This is a genomic window from Methylobacterium sp. 391_Methyba4, assembly GCF_029691625.1.
In the GTDB taxonomy this organism is placed as follows: domain Bacteria; phylum Pseudomonadota; class Alphaproteobacteria; order Rhizobiales; family Beijerinckiaceae; genus Methylobacterium; species Methylobacterium fujisawaense.
The window spans coordinates 5,830,158-5,846,998 of sequence record NZ_CP121475.1; the positions used below are offsets into that span (position 1 = coordinate 5,830,158).

Here is a 16,841-nt window from a genome sequence, read left to right on the forward strand (position 1 = left end):
GGTGATCGTCGTCGGCCGGATCGCTTCGGCGACAGGCGGGCGCCTCACGCCGTCGATCCGGGGCACGCGAGGCGAGCCCGGACCCCGAAGCCAATGGCGGTGCAGGGTCCGGCGCGCGTCCCCCCGGTCGAAACGGTTGTGCCAGTCTTGTCATGCGGCGGGTCTCAACGGGATCGGGAGCCGCGCTAGGTGCAGGTTCAAACAACGCGGCAAACGCGGCGGGACCCGAGCCCGACCGTGCGCCCCCAGAGAGAACGCCCCATGTCCCTCTTCGCCAAGCTGCAGCGGCGCGCCGACGAGGGCCGGCCCGTCCGGGTCGGCCTGATCGGGGCCGGCAAGTTCGGCGCGATGTACCTCTCGCAGGCGCCACGCACGCCCGGGATCCACCTGATCGCCGTGGCCGATCTGTCGCCCGACCGGGCGCGCGCGTCGCTGCGGCGGGTCGGCTGGGAGGAGGCCCGGTTCGCGGCGCGCGGGCTGGAGGAGGCTGCCCGGGCCGGCACGACCCTCGTCACCGAGGATGCCGACGCGATGATCGCGAGCCCGTTCGTGGACATCGTCATCGACGCCACCGGCAGCCCGGCCGCCGGAATCCGCCACGCGCTGCGGGCCTTCGCGGCGGGCAAGCACATCGTGATGGTCAACGTCGAGGCCGACGTGCTGGCCGGGCCGCTGCTGGCGCGCAAGGCGGCCGAGGCCGGGGTGATCTACTCCATGGCTTCGGGCGACCAGCCGGCGCTGATCGCCGAGCTGGTCGACTGGGCGCGCACGATCGGGCTGGAGGTGATCTGCGCCGGCAAGGGCACCAAGTACCTGCCGGCCTACCATGCCTCCACGCCCGACACGGTCTGGGGCCATTACGGCTTCAGCGAGAGCCAGGTCGCGGGCGGCGACTTCAACCCGCAGATGTTCAACTCCTTCCTCGACGGCACCAAGTCGGCCCTGGAGATGGCCGCGGTGGCCAATGCCTGCGGGCTCACCCCCCCGCGCGACGGCCTCGCCTTCCCGCCCTGCGGCGTCGACGACCTGCCGAGCCTCCTGAAGCCCGTGGCGGATGGCGGCCTCCTCACCGAGCGCGGCACCGTCGAGGTGGTCTCGTCCGTCGAGCGGGACGGGCGCCCGGTGTTCCGGGACCTGCGCTGGGGCGTCTACGCGGTGTTCGAGGCGCCGAGCCCCTACGTGCGCGACTGCTTCGCCCAGTACGGCCTCAAGACCGACGCCAGCGGCCGGTTCGCCGCCACCTACAAGCCCTATCACCTGATCGGGCTGGAACTCGGGATCTCGGTGGCCTCCATCGCGGTCCGCGGCGAGGCCACGGGTGCCACCGGCGACTGGCGCGGCGACGTCGCCGCCACCGCCAAGCGCGCCCTGCGGGCCGGCGAGCGGCTCGACGGCGAGGGCGGGTTCACCGTCTACGGCAAGCTGATGCCGGCGGCGGAGGCCCTGGCGCAGGACGCCCTGCCGATCGGGCTCGCCCACAACATGGTCCTCAAGACCGACGTGCCCGCCGGCCGGGCCGTGCGCTGGAGCGACGTCGCGTACGAGGCCGACCAGGAGGCGATCCGCGTCCGGCGCGAGATGGAGGACCTGTTTCGCGGGGCGACGGGGCGGGCCGCCGGCTAGGCGCTCAGGCGCGCCGGCCGGCCGTGCGCCCGGTCGGCGAGCGCCCGACCAGCTTCCGGAACGTCCGGCTCATGGCGCCGGCGCTCGTGAAGCCCGACCGCGCGGCGACCTCCGCCATGGACCCCGCGCCGGAGCGGATCAGAGCCTCGGCCCGGCCGACGCGCTCGCGCATGATATACTGGTACGGCGTCACCCCGGTGCTCTGGCGGAAGGCCCGGATGAAGTAGCCCTCGCTGAGCCCGACGATCCCGGCCAGGGCCGACACGGTGATCTCCCGGTCCAGGTGCTCGCGGATATACGCGCAGGCGCGCCCGGCCTGCGATGCCGACAGATCGGGTCCGGCCGACCGGCCCGCCGTGCGGACCGCGATGACCGAGCGCAGGACCGCCAGATGGAGGCTCTCGATCAAAAGCGGGTCTGGCGAAGGATCGTCCCGATGCGCGTAGCTCAGCGCGCTGAGGATGTGACAGGTGCTCCGGCAGGCGCGGAGGTCGCGCCCGTCGGTCGCAAACGCGATCTTTCCGATGGGCGCTTCCGCGAGGCGCTCGACGGCCACCGCCGAGAAGGACAGGACCCTGCCGGTATACGGGCCGTCCCACCGGGTCGTGCCGTGCAGACCGGGGCGCCGAACCAGCAGGCCCTCGCGGTCGCTCAACCGCGCCGCGATCTCGTAATCGACCTCGTGATGCGCCCCCGCGGGCTGCGTGCTGGCGGCGACTTCGAGACCGGAGACCGCATGCGTGCTCCAGCCCCCGGTGGCGAAGCGGAAATCGATGAAGGTGATCTCCGGGAGACCGCGGTCGCCCGGCGCGCAGCAGGTCAGTTCGGGACGGCCGGAGAGATGTCCGGAACTGCCGCTGGTGGCGTACGTGATGGTCTCGGGCGTGCTGTCCATGCGGGCCAGTCGGTTCCGGCTTCGTCGCCCTCGGGCGCCTGAGGAGGGCGGCCTCGCGGCCGCCCTCCCGATTCTCCTCCGTCAGCGAAGGGCGCCGGTCACGCCGCCTACGAGGCCGCCAACCGCGCCGAGCGCGCTGCCCACCAAGCCGCTCACGAGGCTGCCCGCTTGGCCGACGACCCCCGAGACCGCACCGAGTTCCTGGCTTGCGTCGACCCCCAGGCCGACGGTGAGGCCGACCCCGAGGCCGCCGCCCACCTGGTCAAGCTCGGTGGCGCTCAGCTCGCGGACGGTATCGATGCTGTCCTGCATGATCGTTCTCCTGATTGAGATTCAAGAAGAAGTTTATTCTGCTCGATCTATTGTCTGATCGCAGCGTCGAGGCGCCTTGGACGTCGGCGCCTGCCTTTAGGATTACAGAGATGTGCTTCGTGTCAATCGGTATCTGGCTGCCGATACGTGTCGAGTTCTCTCGAATTCGGCGAATGCGCAAAAACTGACCGGGCTTGCCTTTCCCAGGGCGCGCTCCAGGCGCTTTCGCATCGAGCGCCGTCTTCGCTGGGGCCCCGTGCCTCTCGACAGCATCGCGAAGACGCGATCTTTGCGCTGCAGCACGAGAGCGCGCAAAAATTGACCTTGTTTTGCGTCGCAAAACAAGCCGGACCCTCATTTCGTTCAAGCAATTGAGATCGTTGAATTTTTGTAGAAAATTGCGACGATCTGACGCGGCATCGGGAATACAAAATTCGCATTCCCGTGCAGTGTTGACACAGCACTCGTACGATGCGACCGAACAAGCCGGATGACGCTGAGGCGCGCTATCCTCGAAGATGTGGTCTCGTTCTGGGAAGGTTGCTTTAGCCGGGTGCCAAGTCCGCTCTTTCGACTGGAAGTTATAGAGGCACGACGCAATGCGTGGCTGGGCGAGGCGCAGATCATCCAGCCCTTGCCGATCCGCATCGTGGCCCTGTCCTGCGTGGCCATGGTGGCGGCCGTCGGCCTCTATGCCTGGCAGGGCACCTATACCCGCCGCATCCACGCCGTCGGCCTGCTCGCGCCCGATATCGGTCTGATCAGTCTCGCCAGCCCGGTCGCCGGCCGCGTCGGCTCGACGGGGGTGCGCGAGGGCGACAAGGTCGCCCGCGGGCAGCTCCTGTACACGATCGACCTCGACGCCGTGTCGGCGAGCGGGCCTACGCAGGAACGGGTGATCGCCGAGCTGGAGCGCCAGCGGCAGAGCGTGGAGCGGCAGCGGGCCGCCCGGGCCGATCTGGCCGGGACGGAGCGCCAGGCCCTCCGGGAGCAGGTGGCGAATCTGAGCGAGCAATCCGCCCAGCTCGCCAAGCAGATCGACCTGCAGGAGAAGCTGGTGCCGCCGCTCCGGTCGCGGGTCGAGGAGCTCGCCGACGCCGTGGCGCGCGGCTTCGCCCGCGCCGCCGATCTCCAGAGCCAGAACTACCTCTACATGCAGGCGAGCGCGCAACTCGCGCAGTTCCAGCAGAGCCGCCTCCAGGTCGACGGCAAGCTCGCCGACACGAAATCCCAGCTCGCCGCCTACGACGACCGGCTGGCCCGCGACCTCGCCGACCTCGACCGGACCGCCGCCCAGCTGGCGCAGCAGAAGGCCGAGAGCGAGGCGCGCCGCGCCATCGAGGTCCGGGCACCGGAGGCCGGGACCCTGACGTCGATCCGCGCGCAGGTCGGCCAGACCGTGGCGGCCGGGGCGACGCTGCTGACCCTGCTGCCGAGCGCGGGGCGCCTCCAGGCCAACCTGTTCGTCGATTCGTCGGCCATCGGCTTCGCCGAGGCCGGCGCGCCGGTGATGCTGCGCTACGCCGCCTTCCCGTTCCAGCGCTTCGGCTTGCATCGCGGCGTCGTCACCGAGGTCACGCGGGCGCCGCTGGGCAGCGACGACGCCCCGGATTTCGCGCGGCGCGCCTCCGCCCGGGGGGAGGGGACCGACCTGTACCGCATCGTCGTCCGGCCCGATTCCGACACCGTGCTGGCCTATGGCGAGCGGCGCAGCCTCGAGGCGGGCATGCGGGTCGAGGCCGATATCGCCCTGGAGAAGCGGTCGCTCTACCGCTGGCTGCTCGATCCCGTCGCGCATGTCCGGGAAAGCCTCGCCCTCGTCACGCGCGGCGGCCTCGACGCCCTGCCGGTCCGGAAGGCGGCCCCGTGACGGCGCCATCCCGTGCCGCCCGGCTGGACTTCGGGCTTCGCCGCCGGGTGCCGGTCGTCCTGCAGGCCGAGGCCGCCGAATGCGGCATGGCCTGCCTCGCCATGGTCCTGGCCTATCACGGCCGCCAGCTCGACCTCGCCACGCTGCGCCGGCGCCATCCCCTGTCGCTCAAGGGCATGACCCTGCGCAACCTGATCGACCTCTGCGGCGCCCAGGGCCTGACCGCCCGCGCCCTGCGGGTCGAGCTCACGGATCTGCCCCGGCTCCGGCTCCCCTGCATCTTGCACTGGGGCCTCAACCACTTCGTGGTGCTGACCCGTGTCGAGCGCGGCGGCCTCGTCATCAACGATCCGGGCCGCGGCCGGCGCCGGATCAGCCTCGCGGAGGCCTCGCGGGAATTCACCGGTGTCGCCCTGGAGGCGGTGCCGAACCCGGGCTTCAAGCGCGAGCGGGCCAACCCGGGCCTGCGGCTGCGCGACCTGTTCCGCAATATGGCCGGCATCCGCGCCGCCCTGGCCCAGGTGCTGGCCCTCTCCCTGGGGATCGAACTCGTCGCCCTGCTGATGCCCATCGCCTCGCAGGTCGTGATCGACGAGGTGATCGTGAATGCCGACCACGACCTACTCCTCGTGGTGGCGATCGGCCTCGGATTGCTGCTGCTGCTCCAGCTCGGCCTCAGCATCGCCCGGACCTGGGCGATCATGCTGGCCGGGACCCGGCTGAACTACCAATGGTCGGCCGGCCTGTTCGACCACCTGTCGCGGCTGCCCCTCGACTATTTCGAGAAGCGCCATGTCGGCGACGTGATTTCCCGGTTCGGCTCCCTGGCCACCATCCAGAAGGGCCTGACGACCGACCTCGTCCAGGCCGTCCTCGACGGCCTCATGGCGGTCGGGATGCTGGCCATGCTGATGGTCTATGGCGGCTGGCTGGTCGCGGTGGTTCTGGCCTCGACGGCGCTCAACGCGATCCTCCGGGTCTTCGCCTACGGCGCCTATCGCGAGGGCAGCGAGGAGGCCCTCGTGGCCGAGGCCCGCCAGCAGACGCACTTCATCGAGACGGTCCGCGGCATGGCGAGCGTCAAGCTCCTCGACCTGCGCGAGCGGCGCGGCGGCGCCTGGATGAACCACTTCGTCACGGCCCTGAACGCCCGGCTGCGGCTGCAGCGCCTCGACCTCGTGTTCGGCCGTGCGAACGAGTTCCTGTTCGGCCTCGACCGCCTGATCCTGCTGGTGCTGGGCGCCCGCGCCGTGATCGGCGGGTCGCTGTCGCTCGGCATGCTGGTGGCGTTCCTGGCCTATCGCGACCAGTTCGCCACGCGGATCGGCAGCCTGATCGACGCGTGGTTCAAGCTGCGCATGCTCGACGTGCAGACCGACCGGCTCGCCGACATCGTTCTGTGCGAGCCCGAGGAGCAGGATCTCGCTGCCGCCGCGCCGCCCGCGGCGCCGGTCGTCGCCCTGAAGGCCGGGGCGCTCGCCGGCGTAGGCCTGGCGCTGCGCTACGGCGCGGACGAGCCCTGGATCTTCCGCGGGGTCTCGCTGTCGGTCCGGGCCGGCGCCTGCTTCGCGATCACCGGTCCCTCGGGATGCGGCAAGACCTCGCTCATGAAGGTGATGATGGGGCTGACGCCCCCGACCGAGGGGATCGTCGCCGCCGACGGCCAGGACATCCGCACCGCCGCCGGATCCTACCGCCGCCGGATCGCCGGCGTGATGCAGAACGACGGCCTGTTCGCGGGCTCCATCGCCGAGAACATCGCCGCCTTCGACGAGCATCCGGATGCCGGCTGGATCGCCGAATGTGCGGCCCGGGCCGCGATCCTGGACGATATCCGCCGCATGCCGATGGGCTTCGAGAGCCTCGTCGGCGACATGGGCTCGACCCTGTCGGGGGGCCAGAAGCAGCGCATCGTGCTGGCGCGCGCCCTCTACCGGCGGCCCGAGATCCTGTTCCTCGACGAGGCTACGAGCCATCTCGACGAGGCCACCGAGGCGGTGATCGCCGAGGCTCTGCGGGACCTGCGCATGACGCGGGTCATCGTGGCCCATCGCCCGGCGACGATCGCCCATGCGGACGCGGTGTTCGATTTCCCCGCCCAGGTCAGGGGCGCGGCGGATCTGGCTGCCGCGGGCTGACGCGGTTCGCCTGAGGCCGCGCGGGCCGGATGTCGCCCGGAGCCAGGCCGAAGCGCTTGCGGAACCCGCGGTTGAAGGTCGGCACGTCGGTGAACCCGCACGCATAGGCGATCGAGGCGATCCGCACCTTGTCGTCGCGGGCAGCTTCCAGCCGTCGGCGCGCGAGGTCGAGGCGCGCGTCGCGGATCGCCGTCGCGATGCCGCCGGTCTCCGCGAAGGCGCGGTACAGGCTCGTCCGGGACAGGCCCAGCGCCCTCTGGATGTCCTGTGGGTTCAGGTCGGGATCGTGCATCCGGCGCGCGATATGGGCGCGGGCGAGCGAGACCACCGCCGCCTGCGAAACCTCCGCGGGCTTCGTGCGCCGGGCCGTGCCGTCGACGAGGTGGCCGAGAAGGTGCAGCACGCCCTCGATCGCGGTCTGTGCCTCGCCCTCGGACATCCAGGCGATGGAGGCGGCCACGGTGCACAGGCGTGTCCGGAACGCCACCCCGGCCGGGTGCGGGTTGAGGCTGCGGCCCGCGAAGGCGTCCGCATCGCCGACCCAGGCTTCGAAGACCTCGCGCGGCACGGCGAGCCGGATCTCGCCGTAGGCGCTCTGGGTGCCGGCCACGAAGGGCCGGTTCCGCGACAGGAAGCTGATATCACCGGGGTTCAGTTGGGCGCCGCGGCCGTGCTGCTCGTGATAGCCGACGCCGTCGAGCCCGAGGCCGATCACCACCATCGCGCGGGCATTCCGGTCGACGTGCCGGGACCGGAACTCCAACTCCACCGGGCTGCTGACCGTATGGGTCAGCGACCAGCCGGCCGACGCTACGGTCAGGCGTTTGGCCGCGAAGCGCTCCCGGGGATGCCGCCGGCCGATGTCGCCGAAAGCGGCCAGGGCCGTGCAGCGCCAGAATTCGAAGGCCTGCTTGGGCTCGACGTGATTGGTCGTCTCGACGAGGCTTGGGACGAGCACCGGGCTCAACACGTGTGACACTCCCGTCCGGCCCGGCGGCGCTGTCCCAGCGCCTGTGCAACTCTATCGTGTGAATCTTGCCGGATTGGCAACCGACGCCGATCGGGCCTGACGATGCGGGGCGTCCCCGCGCGGCCTATGCAACGGCCCGGCCGGACAGGCCGCGCGGTCCGGCAAGCAGCAGCGCGGCGCTGGCCCCGAGGACGATCGTGATCACCGCGAACATCGCGTGCGGTCCGTAGGCCGAAAGGACCGGCAGGAGGATGAGCGGCGCCAGGGCGGCGGCGACCCGGCCGCCGGCCCAGGCGCAGGTCATGGCCGAGGCCCGCAGCGGCGTCGGGAGGAGTTCCGTGGCGTAGACGGCGAGGACGCTGCCGTAGGTCGCCGCGGCGGTGTTGAAGGCGATGCCGACGAGAACCAGCGTCAGGAACGTGCCGCTCGCCGCGAAGGCCGTGCCCAGGGCCGCCATCGCGGCCGCCAGGGCCGTCAGGCAGGCGCGCCGCTCGAGCCGGTCGATCACCAGCGCGGTCAGGAGGGTGCCCAGCGGCGGGCCGAGCATCGACAGCGCGGCGAAGGCGAGGGATTGATCGACCCGGAAGCCCTTCTCTACCATCACGACGGCGCTGAGCAGCGGGAAGGCGATCGTCGCCAGGGGGGCGAGCGTGAAGAGGCACACGAACAGGGCCGTCTGGCGCGTCTGGCGCGTCCCGGTGAACAGGGCGCGAAAGCCCGCCGGCCCGTGTATCGCCGGCCCGTGTATCGCCGGCGCTGGGGCGAGGTCGGCTGCTCCGACGACCGGCGCCCGGCCGGCCGCGCGCTCGAACCGGCGGCAGGCCCCGTCGGCCTCGACGGGTCGCCCGACCGAGGCCAGCCATCGCGGCGATTCCGGCAGCCCCGCGAACAGGATGCTGCCCAGGGCCGCCAGGGCGCCCCCGAGGATCAGGGCCCAGCGCCACGGTTCGACGCCGAGGGGAGCCCCCGGTGCGAGCGCCTGCACCAGGAGGAGGACGGCCAAGCCGCCGAGGAGCCCGATCCCGGCACAGACCATCAGTGTCGCGCCGCGGTGGCGCGCCGGCGTCACCTCGGCGAGGTAGGTCGCGACGAGGGGCGGAAACCCGCCGATCGCGAAACCCGAGACCGTGCGGGCGAGCGTCAGCGCCGTGAGCCCCTGGCTCGCGGCGGCCGCCAGAGATCCGGCGGCCATCAGCGCCAGGGAGGCCTGAAGGGCGCGCCTGCGGCCGAAGCGATCACCCAGGATCCCGAAGAAGGGGGCGCCCACCGCCCCACCGGCGAAGACGGAGGCGAGGAGCAGCGAGAGGCTGCCCCGCGGCATGTTGTGGGGCGGTGCGAGGAAGATGGCCGCCAAGGCGTTGCTCAAGGCGACCTCGGCGATGTCGGTGAACAGGCCCAGCGTGCAGACAGCGAGCGCCGCCACGTGGAGCCGCGTGATCGGGAGGGAATCGAGCCGCCGCGTGACGACCGCCACCGATCCGGCCGCGGGCGCGGCGCTATGGGAGGGCGTCGCGGCCTGCAGGCGGGCGTCCATCAAGGGCGTGTGTCCTCTCCCGACCGGAGCGTGCGCGCAACCGGTGCCGCACCGCCATAGCTGCGCGCCTCGAACCGGGAAACGTGGCGGCGCTCACAAACGCACGATGCGCTGCTGTCGCGGGTCACACGAGATCCGGCGCCGCGCAGGCCGGCCGGCTGCCGCGGACGGCCCTGCCTCCCGCTCGTTTCGCCGACGGAGCGAAGCCGGCCTGGGCGCGCGCCGCGCTGATAGGGGCCGCAGCCGCCGGCTAGAAGCGCGGTTGCGTGTGCTTAGATCGATCGCGCTGCGATACGGGAGCGACCGGGCCGGGCCGATGGCCGATCACGTCGCCGTTGCGGTAGGCCTCCCGGATGTTGCGTCGTGCGGAACGACCGGCCGTCCCACCGGGCTGCGTCACGGCCGAGTCGCCGGATGGCGCCAGGACGGTTTGTGCGGAGGCCGCTCCCCCGCCGAGCAGGGACAGGATGACGACGCAGCCCGACAGACCCTTCATGCCCGTATTCCCCTCGCCTGATCGCGCCGTCCCAGCGGACGGTTCCAGCATCGCCGGCGCGCGTCATAGGTCCGGGGTATCTACGTCCACGCGGACGATCGGTTCACGGGCGAGCGCGAGGCTGGTCCGCCGAGCCCGGTGAGGCTCCCGGCGGGAGCCCGCCCGGCCATCGTGCGCGGGCGCGGTCGGGGTGCCGCGCGGCAGCCGGGGGGCGCCGGGGATCGCGCCGGTCAGGCCGCGTTGCGGCCGAGCCGGATCGCCTTGGCGATTTCCGAACGTCGCTCGGCATAGCCGGGCGCGGTCATCGGGTAGTCCTCCGGCAGCCCGTAGCGCGCGCGATACGAGGCCGGCGTCAGCCCATGCGCCGTGAGATGCCGCTTCAAGGTCTTGTAAGATCGGCCGTCGATGAAGCTGACGATGCCGTCCGGGCGGACCGACCGATGGATCTGCGCGGGGGTCGGCTGCTCGTAGGGGATCTCGGCGGCCTTCGGCCGGTCTGTCAGTGCGAACAGGGCGCCGTGCACGGTGGCCAGAAGCGGCGGCAGGCTGGTGTGAGGAATTGCGTTGTTCGACAGGTAGGCCGTGACGACGCGCACCGCGACCTCGCTGATCGTCGATTCGAGATGGTCTTGGTCTTTCGGCAACGCGATCGATCGCATCTCTGGTCCCGGCAACCTCGCTCGGTCTTTATGAATACTCGTACATTATGGCCTGTCAATACTTGTTCGCATGCCCGGTAACCCTCTTATTATGGATACAAAATTTTATTGAGATCTTAGAGAGACGGATCCGAAGGCTTATCGGTCTGCGCTGTTGTCTGAGGTTTCCGGCCTTCGCGCCGGGGTGGTCCACCGTCGGGCGCAGGGAATGTGCGGCTGCCTGAAGCCGGGCGAAGGAGCGCGGCCGATGCGACGGTCCGACGGGGCCGAGCCGTCGATGGATCCGAGCCGGCGCCAGACCTTGCCGGGTCATGCCTCGTTCGCGATGGGTGGCGCGCCGGACGGGGCGGGCTCTCGGGCACGGCCGATACTCGAAGGGTGGCGGGTGTGAGGCTGCGCCGGTTCTGTCTCGGGCGTGACGAAAATGTGGCAGAAGCTTGACTATTGCAGCGGAATCAGTTTATCCCTTGACCGTTGCCTTGCGGTTACACCCCCGAGACCTCTGGAGGTTCGGATGTGCGCGCGGAAGACCTTCTACATTTTCGTGGCGGCCACGGACGGTGAGCAGTTCTGCGCCGTCCGACAAGACCAGCCGATTCCGGCGATCATCGACGGTGTGCACTGGATGTATGTGGGCTGCATCGATACCGCGCGGGACAAGCCGTACGGGTTCGATGCGGACGCGGCGCATGCGGCGATGCGGCGGGGCGGCGTCTACCTCTACCGGCGCGAGCTGATGTTCCGGCGGGCCAATTTCCTGCTCGAAGCCGCCTGATGGGGGGCCGGACCGGTGCGGTTCTGGCGGGCGCGCTCGTCGTCGGTCTCGGGCTCGCCCCCGGCACCGCCGCGGCGCAGATGCCGACACGGGTCGGCACCTGCGTGGCGACCACGATCTCGCGGATCGGGACGCGGTTCAGCGACAAGCTCGTGAAGCCGAAGGGCGACGGGATCGACGAGGGGACGAGCGTCGATCTCAAGAACGGCGTCTACGGCGTCTCCTACGCCTATATCGACGCGATCGCGCGGTCGCGGGTTGGCGATCGGGTGATGACCTGCCTCGTGGCCCTGCCGACCGGCTGCCCCAAGGGCGACGATCGCGGCAAGATGTATACGACGACCAACCTGCGCACGCTGGATTCCTGGACTCTGCCGGACTCCCAGCACATGTGCGGCGGGGCCTGACCCGGCGGCGGTGAACCCGCCACCGGTGTGACCGCGTTTCCCCGCCGGGGTCCGGAATCGGGTCTCGGGGAGCGGAGGAGCATCCGTGTCGATCAGGAACGGTCTTGTCGCCCTCGTGCTGGCGGCGGTGGGGATAGTGCCGGCGTCCGCCTGGGCGTGGGGCGTTCCCGGATGCACCAACCTTCCCGAATACAACCGCGCCCTGGGCGCCCTGCAGGGCATGACGAGCGCCTGCGACATGAGCGTCGAGGAGGCCCGCCGGATCGTCGCGGCCCATGACGGCGTCGCGCCCGGTCCCCCGGCCGCCGCAGCGCCGCCGCAGGCCACGCCGCGGGTCGCCCCGCGCCATCGCCGGGCGCGGGCGCACCGGAGCGCGCGTCCGCAGCCCCGCCGCTGAGACGGCTGTCCGCCGGCCGAGCGACGCTCAAGCCTCGTCCCCCGGCGCGGCCGGAGGATCCGTGCGGGTGCGGGCCCAGTCCCGGTCGCGCTCCGCCTGCCGGGCGCGCTGCTCCGCCACGTAGGCGTCCTGGTCGGCGCGCTCTCGCTTCCGGCGGCGGTCGGCGGCCGCCGCCGACCGCTTCTGCCACGCCTCCGTCTCGGCCTTCTGGCGGAGCAGTTCCTCGACCGTGATGGGCGTCACCGGCGCCTTGGGTTGCGCCCAGGGATAGGCCCGCCGGGGCGGTGGCGGGCGGGTCGCCCGGTGGGTGGATTCCTGTCCCGTCCGCCGGAGCGCTTCGGCCGCCTCGGCGAAGGTGAGGCCCGCGCCCCGGGCGATGCGCTCGGCGGCGGCCCGGGCGGCCGCGCGTTCGCCCATCGTGGCGCCCTGGGCGGCGAGGGCGAGGCATTTTTCGAACCGGTCTCGGTCGGCGGGCGTCATGAACGGCGTCTTACCGCCAAGTCAGCCCGCCTGTCCCGTCGTCCCGAACCCGTCAGTCCCGCTTCGCGCTGGCCACCGCGTTGGTGAAGCTGTAGCTGCCGAGCTTCTCGCCGGCCACCTGGATGGCGCCGTCCGTGAGGGAGTTCAGCCGTCGGGAGCGGATCTTCATGGTCCCGGAGATGCCGGCGTACTTGCCGGTTCCGCCGATCCACTCGCCCGTGCCCTCGTTGACCGCGCCCAGGGGCTGGACCGGATAGTCCCACTTCTCGAAGACGTGGTCGCCGTCGGCGTCGACGTAGTCGCAATAGCCGTGATTCTCGAGGGTCTTGGCGGCGGTGTCGATCAGCGGGGCGGAGGTGCAGCGTCCGGCCATGTTGTGCAGGAGCCGCCCGCCCGATTCGTTGACGGCGGTCATCATGTTGATCGTTGCCGAAGCCGTTCGGTTGTCGCCGATCGTGACAGGTTTCGGCGCAGAGATATTTGTCGATGTGTAAGTTATCCTGAAATCGCCCTGTCGCGGCATGTCCTCGGCGCGGGCCGTTATGGCAGCGGGCAGCATCAGGACGAGCGCGACAGCGGAGAGTCCTGGGGCAAATGCTGTGTGGATGGTCCTTCGTGTCATGGCGACCTCCCAGTCCGACGCTTTCAAGACCGGTCGGCATCGATCGCACAATTGGACGACGGCCGAACGAATCGTGTGCGTCGAGTTAATATTGTTATAGCGATTTTAAATATTCAATATGTTTGGAGTTTGACAGTTTTTGTCGCTCGATCTGCGCGTCGCCATCGCTGCCGGGCCGGCCGGCGGTCCATATGCGCCTGGCCCGCCGCGCGTCTGGGGCCGGTGATGCCGCGCGATTCCGGCGCGTGGGCGGGCCGATGCTACGAGCGGGCGCGTCCGTCCCCGCCCGGACCGATCACCGGCAAGCCGGTCCCGTCCGGCAGGCCGCCGAGCACCACGAGGATCCGTCCCAAGAGCGCCCGCGAGTGCCGCTCGCCACTGCCGGCGCGGTCCGGCCGCCCCGGACGGCCCTCGTAGGCCGCGCGCAGCCGGGCGAGCTGACGTCCGCGCGTTTCGGGATCGCTGGAGCCCATGGTCCATCCCCCCGGCGGGCTCTGATCCGCGGTGCGCCCCCGCGAACGAGCCTTCGACCATCCCGAGTCGGGGAGTTGGAAAACCGTGTCTGAACGGTCCCTACGACCTTTAGCGCCGGAACGCCTGGACATGCGTCGCAGGCTCCCCGACCGTATGGCCAAGGATGCGGGTGCCGTTCTGGTCGGCACCAACCATCAGACAGGGGGTTCCACGCCCCAGGGCCGCGCGTACGGCCCCGCTGGCGTTTTAGTCGCGTCTAGGAACGAAATCCAGCCCGGCGTGCCGCCCCGCGCTCGACATGGCGGAAGCCGGCATCGATCAGGAGGGCCAGCGCCGAAACCACGAGGCCGCCCTGCAGCACGTAGGCGGTGTTGCCGGTGAGGAGGCCGGAGATGATCACTTCGCCGAGGGTGCTGGCCGCCACCGTCGAGCCGATGGTCGCCGTCGCGAGGCCGATGACGGCAGCGAGGCGGATCCCCGACAGGATCATCGGCAGCGCCAGGGGCAGCTCGACGCGGAGGAACCGCTGCCGGTCGGTCATGCCCATGCCGCGCGCGGCCTCCATCAGCGCGGGATCGAGCCCGTCGAGCCCGGTGAGCGCGGTCTCGAAGATCGGCAGGAGCCCGTAGAGCACCAGGGCGATCAGGGTCGGGACGGCGCCGAACCCGAAGATCGGCACCGCCAGGGCCAGGACCGCCACCGGCGGAAAGGTCTGCCCGATCCGGGCCACCGACCGGGCGAACGGCAGCACGTCGCGCCCGGCCGGCCGGGTGGCCGCGACCGCCAGGCCGACGGCGATCGCGGCGGCCGTCAGGGTCGCGGCGGCGACCAGCAGGAGGTGATTGACGGCGAGGGTCAGCAGCGGCGTCTGCGCGTAGATCGCCGGCGTGTCGCCGGGGGCGAACGGCTGAAACAGGGGCGCGAATCGGCCCGGAGCGACCAGGAACACGCCGAGGAGGGCGAGGAGCGCGGCCCAGGCGAGAGGCGGGGCCCGGCTCACGGCCGGCCGCCCTGCGCCTCGAGGGCCGCCCGCGTCACCCGTCCCAGGATGACGCCGTCGCGGCTGACCGGCAGGGCCGGGCGCCGGGACCACAGGCTCTCCGCGAGGGCGGCCCGCACCGAGGTCCCGGCCGGGAGGGGCGGGCCCGGCGCCGGGCCGGGCTCCACCAGATCGTCCACCACGCGCAGGGCCATGAGCTGGAAGGCCCGGTCGCCGCTGCCGAGGAGGGTGCCGACGAAGGCGGTGGCGGGTGCGCCGAGAAGGTCTGCCGGCGGCGCCTCCTGCACGAGGCGCCCGGCATCCATCACGGCGATCCGGTGGCCGAGGTGCAGGGCCTCGTCCATGTCGTGGGTCACGAGCACGATCGTGGTGTTGTAGCGCTGCTGGATCGTCCGCAGATCCTCCTGCGCCCGACCGCGGATGATCGGATCGAGGGCGCCGAAGGGCTCGTCCATGAGCAGGATCGGCGGCTCGGCGGCGAGTGCCCGGGCCACGCCGATCCGCTGCTGTTCGCCACCGGAGAGCGCCGCCGGCAGGCGATCCCGGTAGGCCGCCGGATCGAGGTTGAACAGGCTGAGGAGTTCGTCGACCCGGGCGGCGATCCGCCTCCGGTCCCAGTCGAGCAGCTTCGGCACCACCGCGATGTTCTCCGCGACCGTGCGGTGGGGGAACAGCCCGTGTCCCTGGATGGCGTAGCCGATCCCGCGCCGCAGGAGATGCGGGGGCACGTCCCGGATGTCGCGGCCTGCGATCCGGATCGTGCCGGCGCTCGGCTCGATCAGGCGGTTGATCATCCGCAGCAGGGTGGTCTTGCCCGATCCCGAGGTGCCGACCACCGTCAGGATCGTCCCGGCCTCGACCCGGAGGGTCACGTCCGCCACGACCGTGCGTCCTTCGAAGACGCGGCTCACCTGGGCGAGGTCGATCATGGAACCCGCTCCGCCGCCCGGCCCCGGCTCAGATCGACGACCGCGTCGAGCAGTACCGCGGCGCCGGTCGCCATGGCGACGGTCGGCAGCGCGCCGAGCAGGACGAGGTCGCCCGCATTCTGGCTGATGCCCTGGAAGACGAACACGCCGAGGCCGCCGCCGCCCACGAGCCCCGCGATCACCGCAAGCCCGATGTTCTGGACGAGGACGATCCGGATTCCGGTCAGGATCGCCGGGAGGGCGAGGGGCAGCTCCACCTGGAGCAGCCGCTGCCGCGCGGTCATGCCGACGCCCCGGGCGGCGTCGCGCACCGGCCAGGGCACGGCATCGAGGCCCGCGACAGTCGCGGCGGCCACGGGCAGGAGCGCGTAGGCGAACAGCGCCACGAAGGCCGGCGCGGCGCCGATTCCCGCAATGCCGAGGGCGGCCGCGCCCGGGACCGCCCGGCCGATCCAGGCCAGGGGCGCGATCAGCATCCCGAACAGCGCCATGGAGGGGATGGTCTGCACGACGTTGAGGGTCGCGAGCAGGCCCGTCCGCAGCGCAGGAACCGGGCGCGCCAGGATGGCCGCCGGGATCCCCAGAGCGGCGGCGGCCGCCACCGAGGTGAGGGCGAGAACGGCATGGGTCCGCAACTCCCGGCCGAACGTGTCGGAGCGGCTGGCATATTCCCGCAGCACCGAGAGGTTGTTCCAGAACCCGGTCCGCAGGGCGAGTCCCGTCGCGGCGACCAGCAGGGCCAGCAGGGCGATCCGCAGGATCGGTCCCGGCCGCAGCCGCGCCAGCCCGTCGCCGACGGCGAGGGCCGCCGTCGCGAAGGCGAGCCACCAGCCTGCATCCGGCGAGACCCGGCCGTACCGGTCGCCCGGCAGGGTCAGGTGATCGGCCGCCCAGCCGGCCGACAGGCCGAGGAGCAGGAGGATCGCGGCGGCGGCGGCGAGGCGCAGGGGCGGCGCCGCCCGGAGCGCCAGCAGCGGCAGGCCGAGGGCGACGACGCCTCCGAGGAGGAGCACCGCACCCGACGGGAGGGCGGACCAGGCCGTCAGCCCGGTGCCGGCCGCGATCCGGTTCGGCCGGGTCGTCATCAGCGGCAGGGCGAGCAGGCTCAGTCCCAGCAGGGCCGCGAAGGCCGAGCCCAGCGGATCGACGCCCGGGCGGAGCAGCCCCGTCGCGGAATGTCCCCCCATCCTCAAGCTCCGACGGCGCCGGCGCGCGCGGGCCCGCGCAAAAGTGGCCGGCCTCGCGACGAGTCCCCGCGAC

General features: G+C 71.5%; 17 protein-coding genes. 6 read left to right on the forward strand and 11 right to left on the reverse strand.

All coding sequences use genetic code 11. The features are described 5' to 3' along the window. The first annotated feature begins 261 nt into the window (after positions 1-261). On the forward strand, positions 262-1,623 hold the full coding sequence (locus P9K36_RS27410) for an SAF domain-containing protein (protein ID WP_111473469.1): 1,362 nt from the start codon (positions 262-264) through the stop codon (positions 1,621-1,623). Positions 1,624-1,627: 4 nt separating this feature from the next. Here P9K36_RS27410 and P9K36_RS27415 read toward each other — a convergent pair whose 3' ends face one another. Together P9K36_RS27415 and P9K36_RS27420 are read right to left on the reverse strand one after the other, a co-directional pair. Then, entirely contained in the window at positions 1,628-2,518 is an 891-nt protein-coding gene (locus P9K36_RS27415; RefSeq protein ID WP_111473468.1) for an AraC family transcriptional regulator, read from the reverse strand. 81 nt (positions 2,519-2,599) lie between these two features. After that, entirely contained in the window at positions 2,600-2,830 is a 231-nt protein-coding gene (locus P9K36_RS27420; RefSeq protein WP_278306253.1) for a hypothetical protein, read from the reverse strand. Between the two features lie 553 nt (positions 2,831-3,383). On the opposite strand from P9K36_RS27420, the gene P9K36_RS27425 reads away from it, so the two are divergent. Then, positions 3,384-4,700 (forward strand): HlyD family efflux transporter periplasmic adaptor subunit, encoded by a 1,317-nt coding sequence (locus P9K36_RS27425; RefSeq protein WP_043357543.1) that lies wholly within the window; start codon positions 3,384-3,386, stop codon positions 4,698-4,700. Next, positions 4,697-6,838: a peptidase domain-containing ABC transporter gene (locus P9K36_RS27430; protein ID WP_053609667.1), complete on the forward strand. Its 2,142-nt coding sequence runs from the start codon at positions 4,697-4,699 to the stop codon at positions 6,836-6,838. The genes P9K36_RS27425 and P9K36_RS27430 overlap by 4 nt, the downstream gene beginning before the upstream one ends. Here the strand turns inward: P9K36_RS27430 and P9K36_RS27435 are convergent. The 3 genes from P9K36_RS27435 to P9K36_RS27445 all read right to left on the reverse strand — a co-directional run bounded on the left by P9K36_RS27435 (position 6,804) and on the right by P9K36_RS27445 (position 10,482). Next, a complete protein-coding gene (locus tag P9K36_RS27435) occupies positions 6,804-7,808 on the reverse strand; it encodes a helix-turn-helix domain-containing protein (RefSeq protein WP_278306254.1) in 1,005 nt (334 codons plus the stop codon). The two genes, P9K36_RS27430 and P9K36_RS27435, sit on opposite strands and share 35 nt — an antisense overlap. Before the next feature lie 124 nt (positions 7,809-7,932). Next, the gene (locus P9K36_RS27440; RefSeq protein WP_278306255.1) at positions 7,933-9,342 is read right to left on the reverse strand and encodes an MFS transporter; all 1,410 of its coding nucleotides are present in this window, start codon (positions 9,340-9,342) and stop codon (positions 7,933-7,935) included. A gap of 726 nt (positions 9,343-10,068) precedes the next feature. After that, the gene (locus P9K36_RS27445) at positions 10,069-10,482 is read right to left on the reverse strand and encodes a MucR family transcriptional regulator (RefSeq protein ID WP_043389239.1); all 414 of its coding nucleotides are present in this window, start codon (positions 10,480-10,482) and stop codon (positions 10,069-10,071) included. A gap of 529 nt (positions 10,483-11,011) precedes the next feature. On the opposite strand from P9K36_RS27445, the gene P9K36_RS27450 reads away from it, so the two are divergent. The 3 genes from P9K36_RS27450 to P9K36_RS27460 all read left to right on the forward strand — a co-directional run bounded on the left by P9K36_RS27450 (position 11,012) and on the right by P9K36_RS27460 (position 12,076). Next, positions 11,012-11,272, forward strand: a complete 261-nt coding sequence (locus P9K36_RS27450) for a hypothetical protein (protein ID WP_043357527.1) — start codon at positions 11,012-11,014, stop codon at positions 11,270-11,272. Then, on the forward strand, positions 11,272-11,679 hold the full coding sequence (locus P9K36_RS27455; protein WP_043389025.1) for a hypothetical protein: 408 nt from the start codon (positions 11,272-11,274) through the stop codon (positions 11,677-11,679). The genes P9K36_RS27450 and P9K36_RS27455 overlap by 1 nt, the downstream gene beginning before the upstream one ends. An 85-nt stretch (positions 11,680-11,764) precedes the next feature. Then, on the forward strand, positions 11,765-12,076 hold the full coding sequence (locus P9K36_RS27460) for a hypothetical protein (RefSeq protein WP_278306257.1): 312 nt from the start codon (positions 11,765-11,767) through the stop codon (positions 12,074-12,076). A gap of 27 nt (positions 12,077-12,103) precedes the next feature. Here the strand turns inward: P9K36_RS27460 and P9K36_RS27465 are convergent, their stop codons facing one another. From P9K36_RS27465 to P9K36_RS27490, 6 genes are all read right to left on the reverse strand, one after another. Further along, on the reverse strand, positions 12,104-12,556 hold the full coding sequence (locus P9K36_RS27465; protein ID WP_278306258.1) for a hypothetical protein: 453 nt from the start codon (positions 12,554-12,556) through the stop codon (positions 12,104-12,106). A gap of 52 nt (positions 12,557-12,608) precedes the next feature. Then, on the reverse strand, positions 12,609-12,974 hold the full coding sequence (locus tag P9K36_RS27470; protein ID WP_278306259.1) for a hypothetical protein: 366 nt from the start codon (positions 12,972-12,974) through the stop codon (positions 12,609-12,611). Positions 12,975-13,438: 464 nt separating this feature from the next. Continuing rightward, the gene (locus P9K36_RS27475) at positions 13,439-13,651 is read right to left on the reverse strand and encodes a hypothetical protein (RefSeq protein ID WP_278306260.1); all 213 of its coding nucleotides are present in this window, start codon (positions 13,649-13,651) and stop codon (positions 13,439-13,441) included. 257 nt (positions 13,652-13,908) lie between these two features. After that, positions 13,909-14,652, reverse strand: coding sequence for an ABC transporter permease (locus P9K36_RS27480; RefSeq protein ID WP_278306261.1), 744 nt, complete (start codon positions 14,650-14,652; stop codon positions 13,909-13,911). Beyond that, positions 14,649-15,581, reverse strand: coding sequence for an ABC transporter ATP-binding protein (locus tag P9K36_RS27485; protein WP_274926393.1), 933 nt, complete (start codon positions 15,579-15,581; stop codon positions 14,649-14,651). Before P9K36_RS27485 ends, P9K36_RS27480 begins: the two co-directional genes overlap by 4 nt. After that, positions 15,578-16,768 (reverse strand): ABC transporter permease, encoded by a 1,191-nt coding sequence (locus tag P9K36_RS27490; protein WP_278306262.1) that lies wholly within the window; start codon positions 16,766-16,768, stop codon positions 15,578-15,580. Before P9K36_RS27490 ends, P9K36_RS27485 begins: the two co-directional genes overlap by 4 nt. Positions 16,769-16,841: the final 73 nt, after the last annotated feature.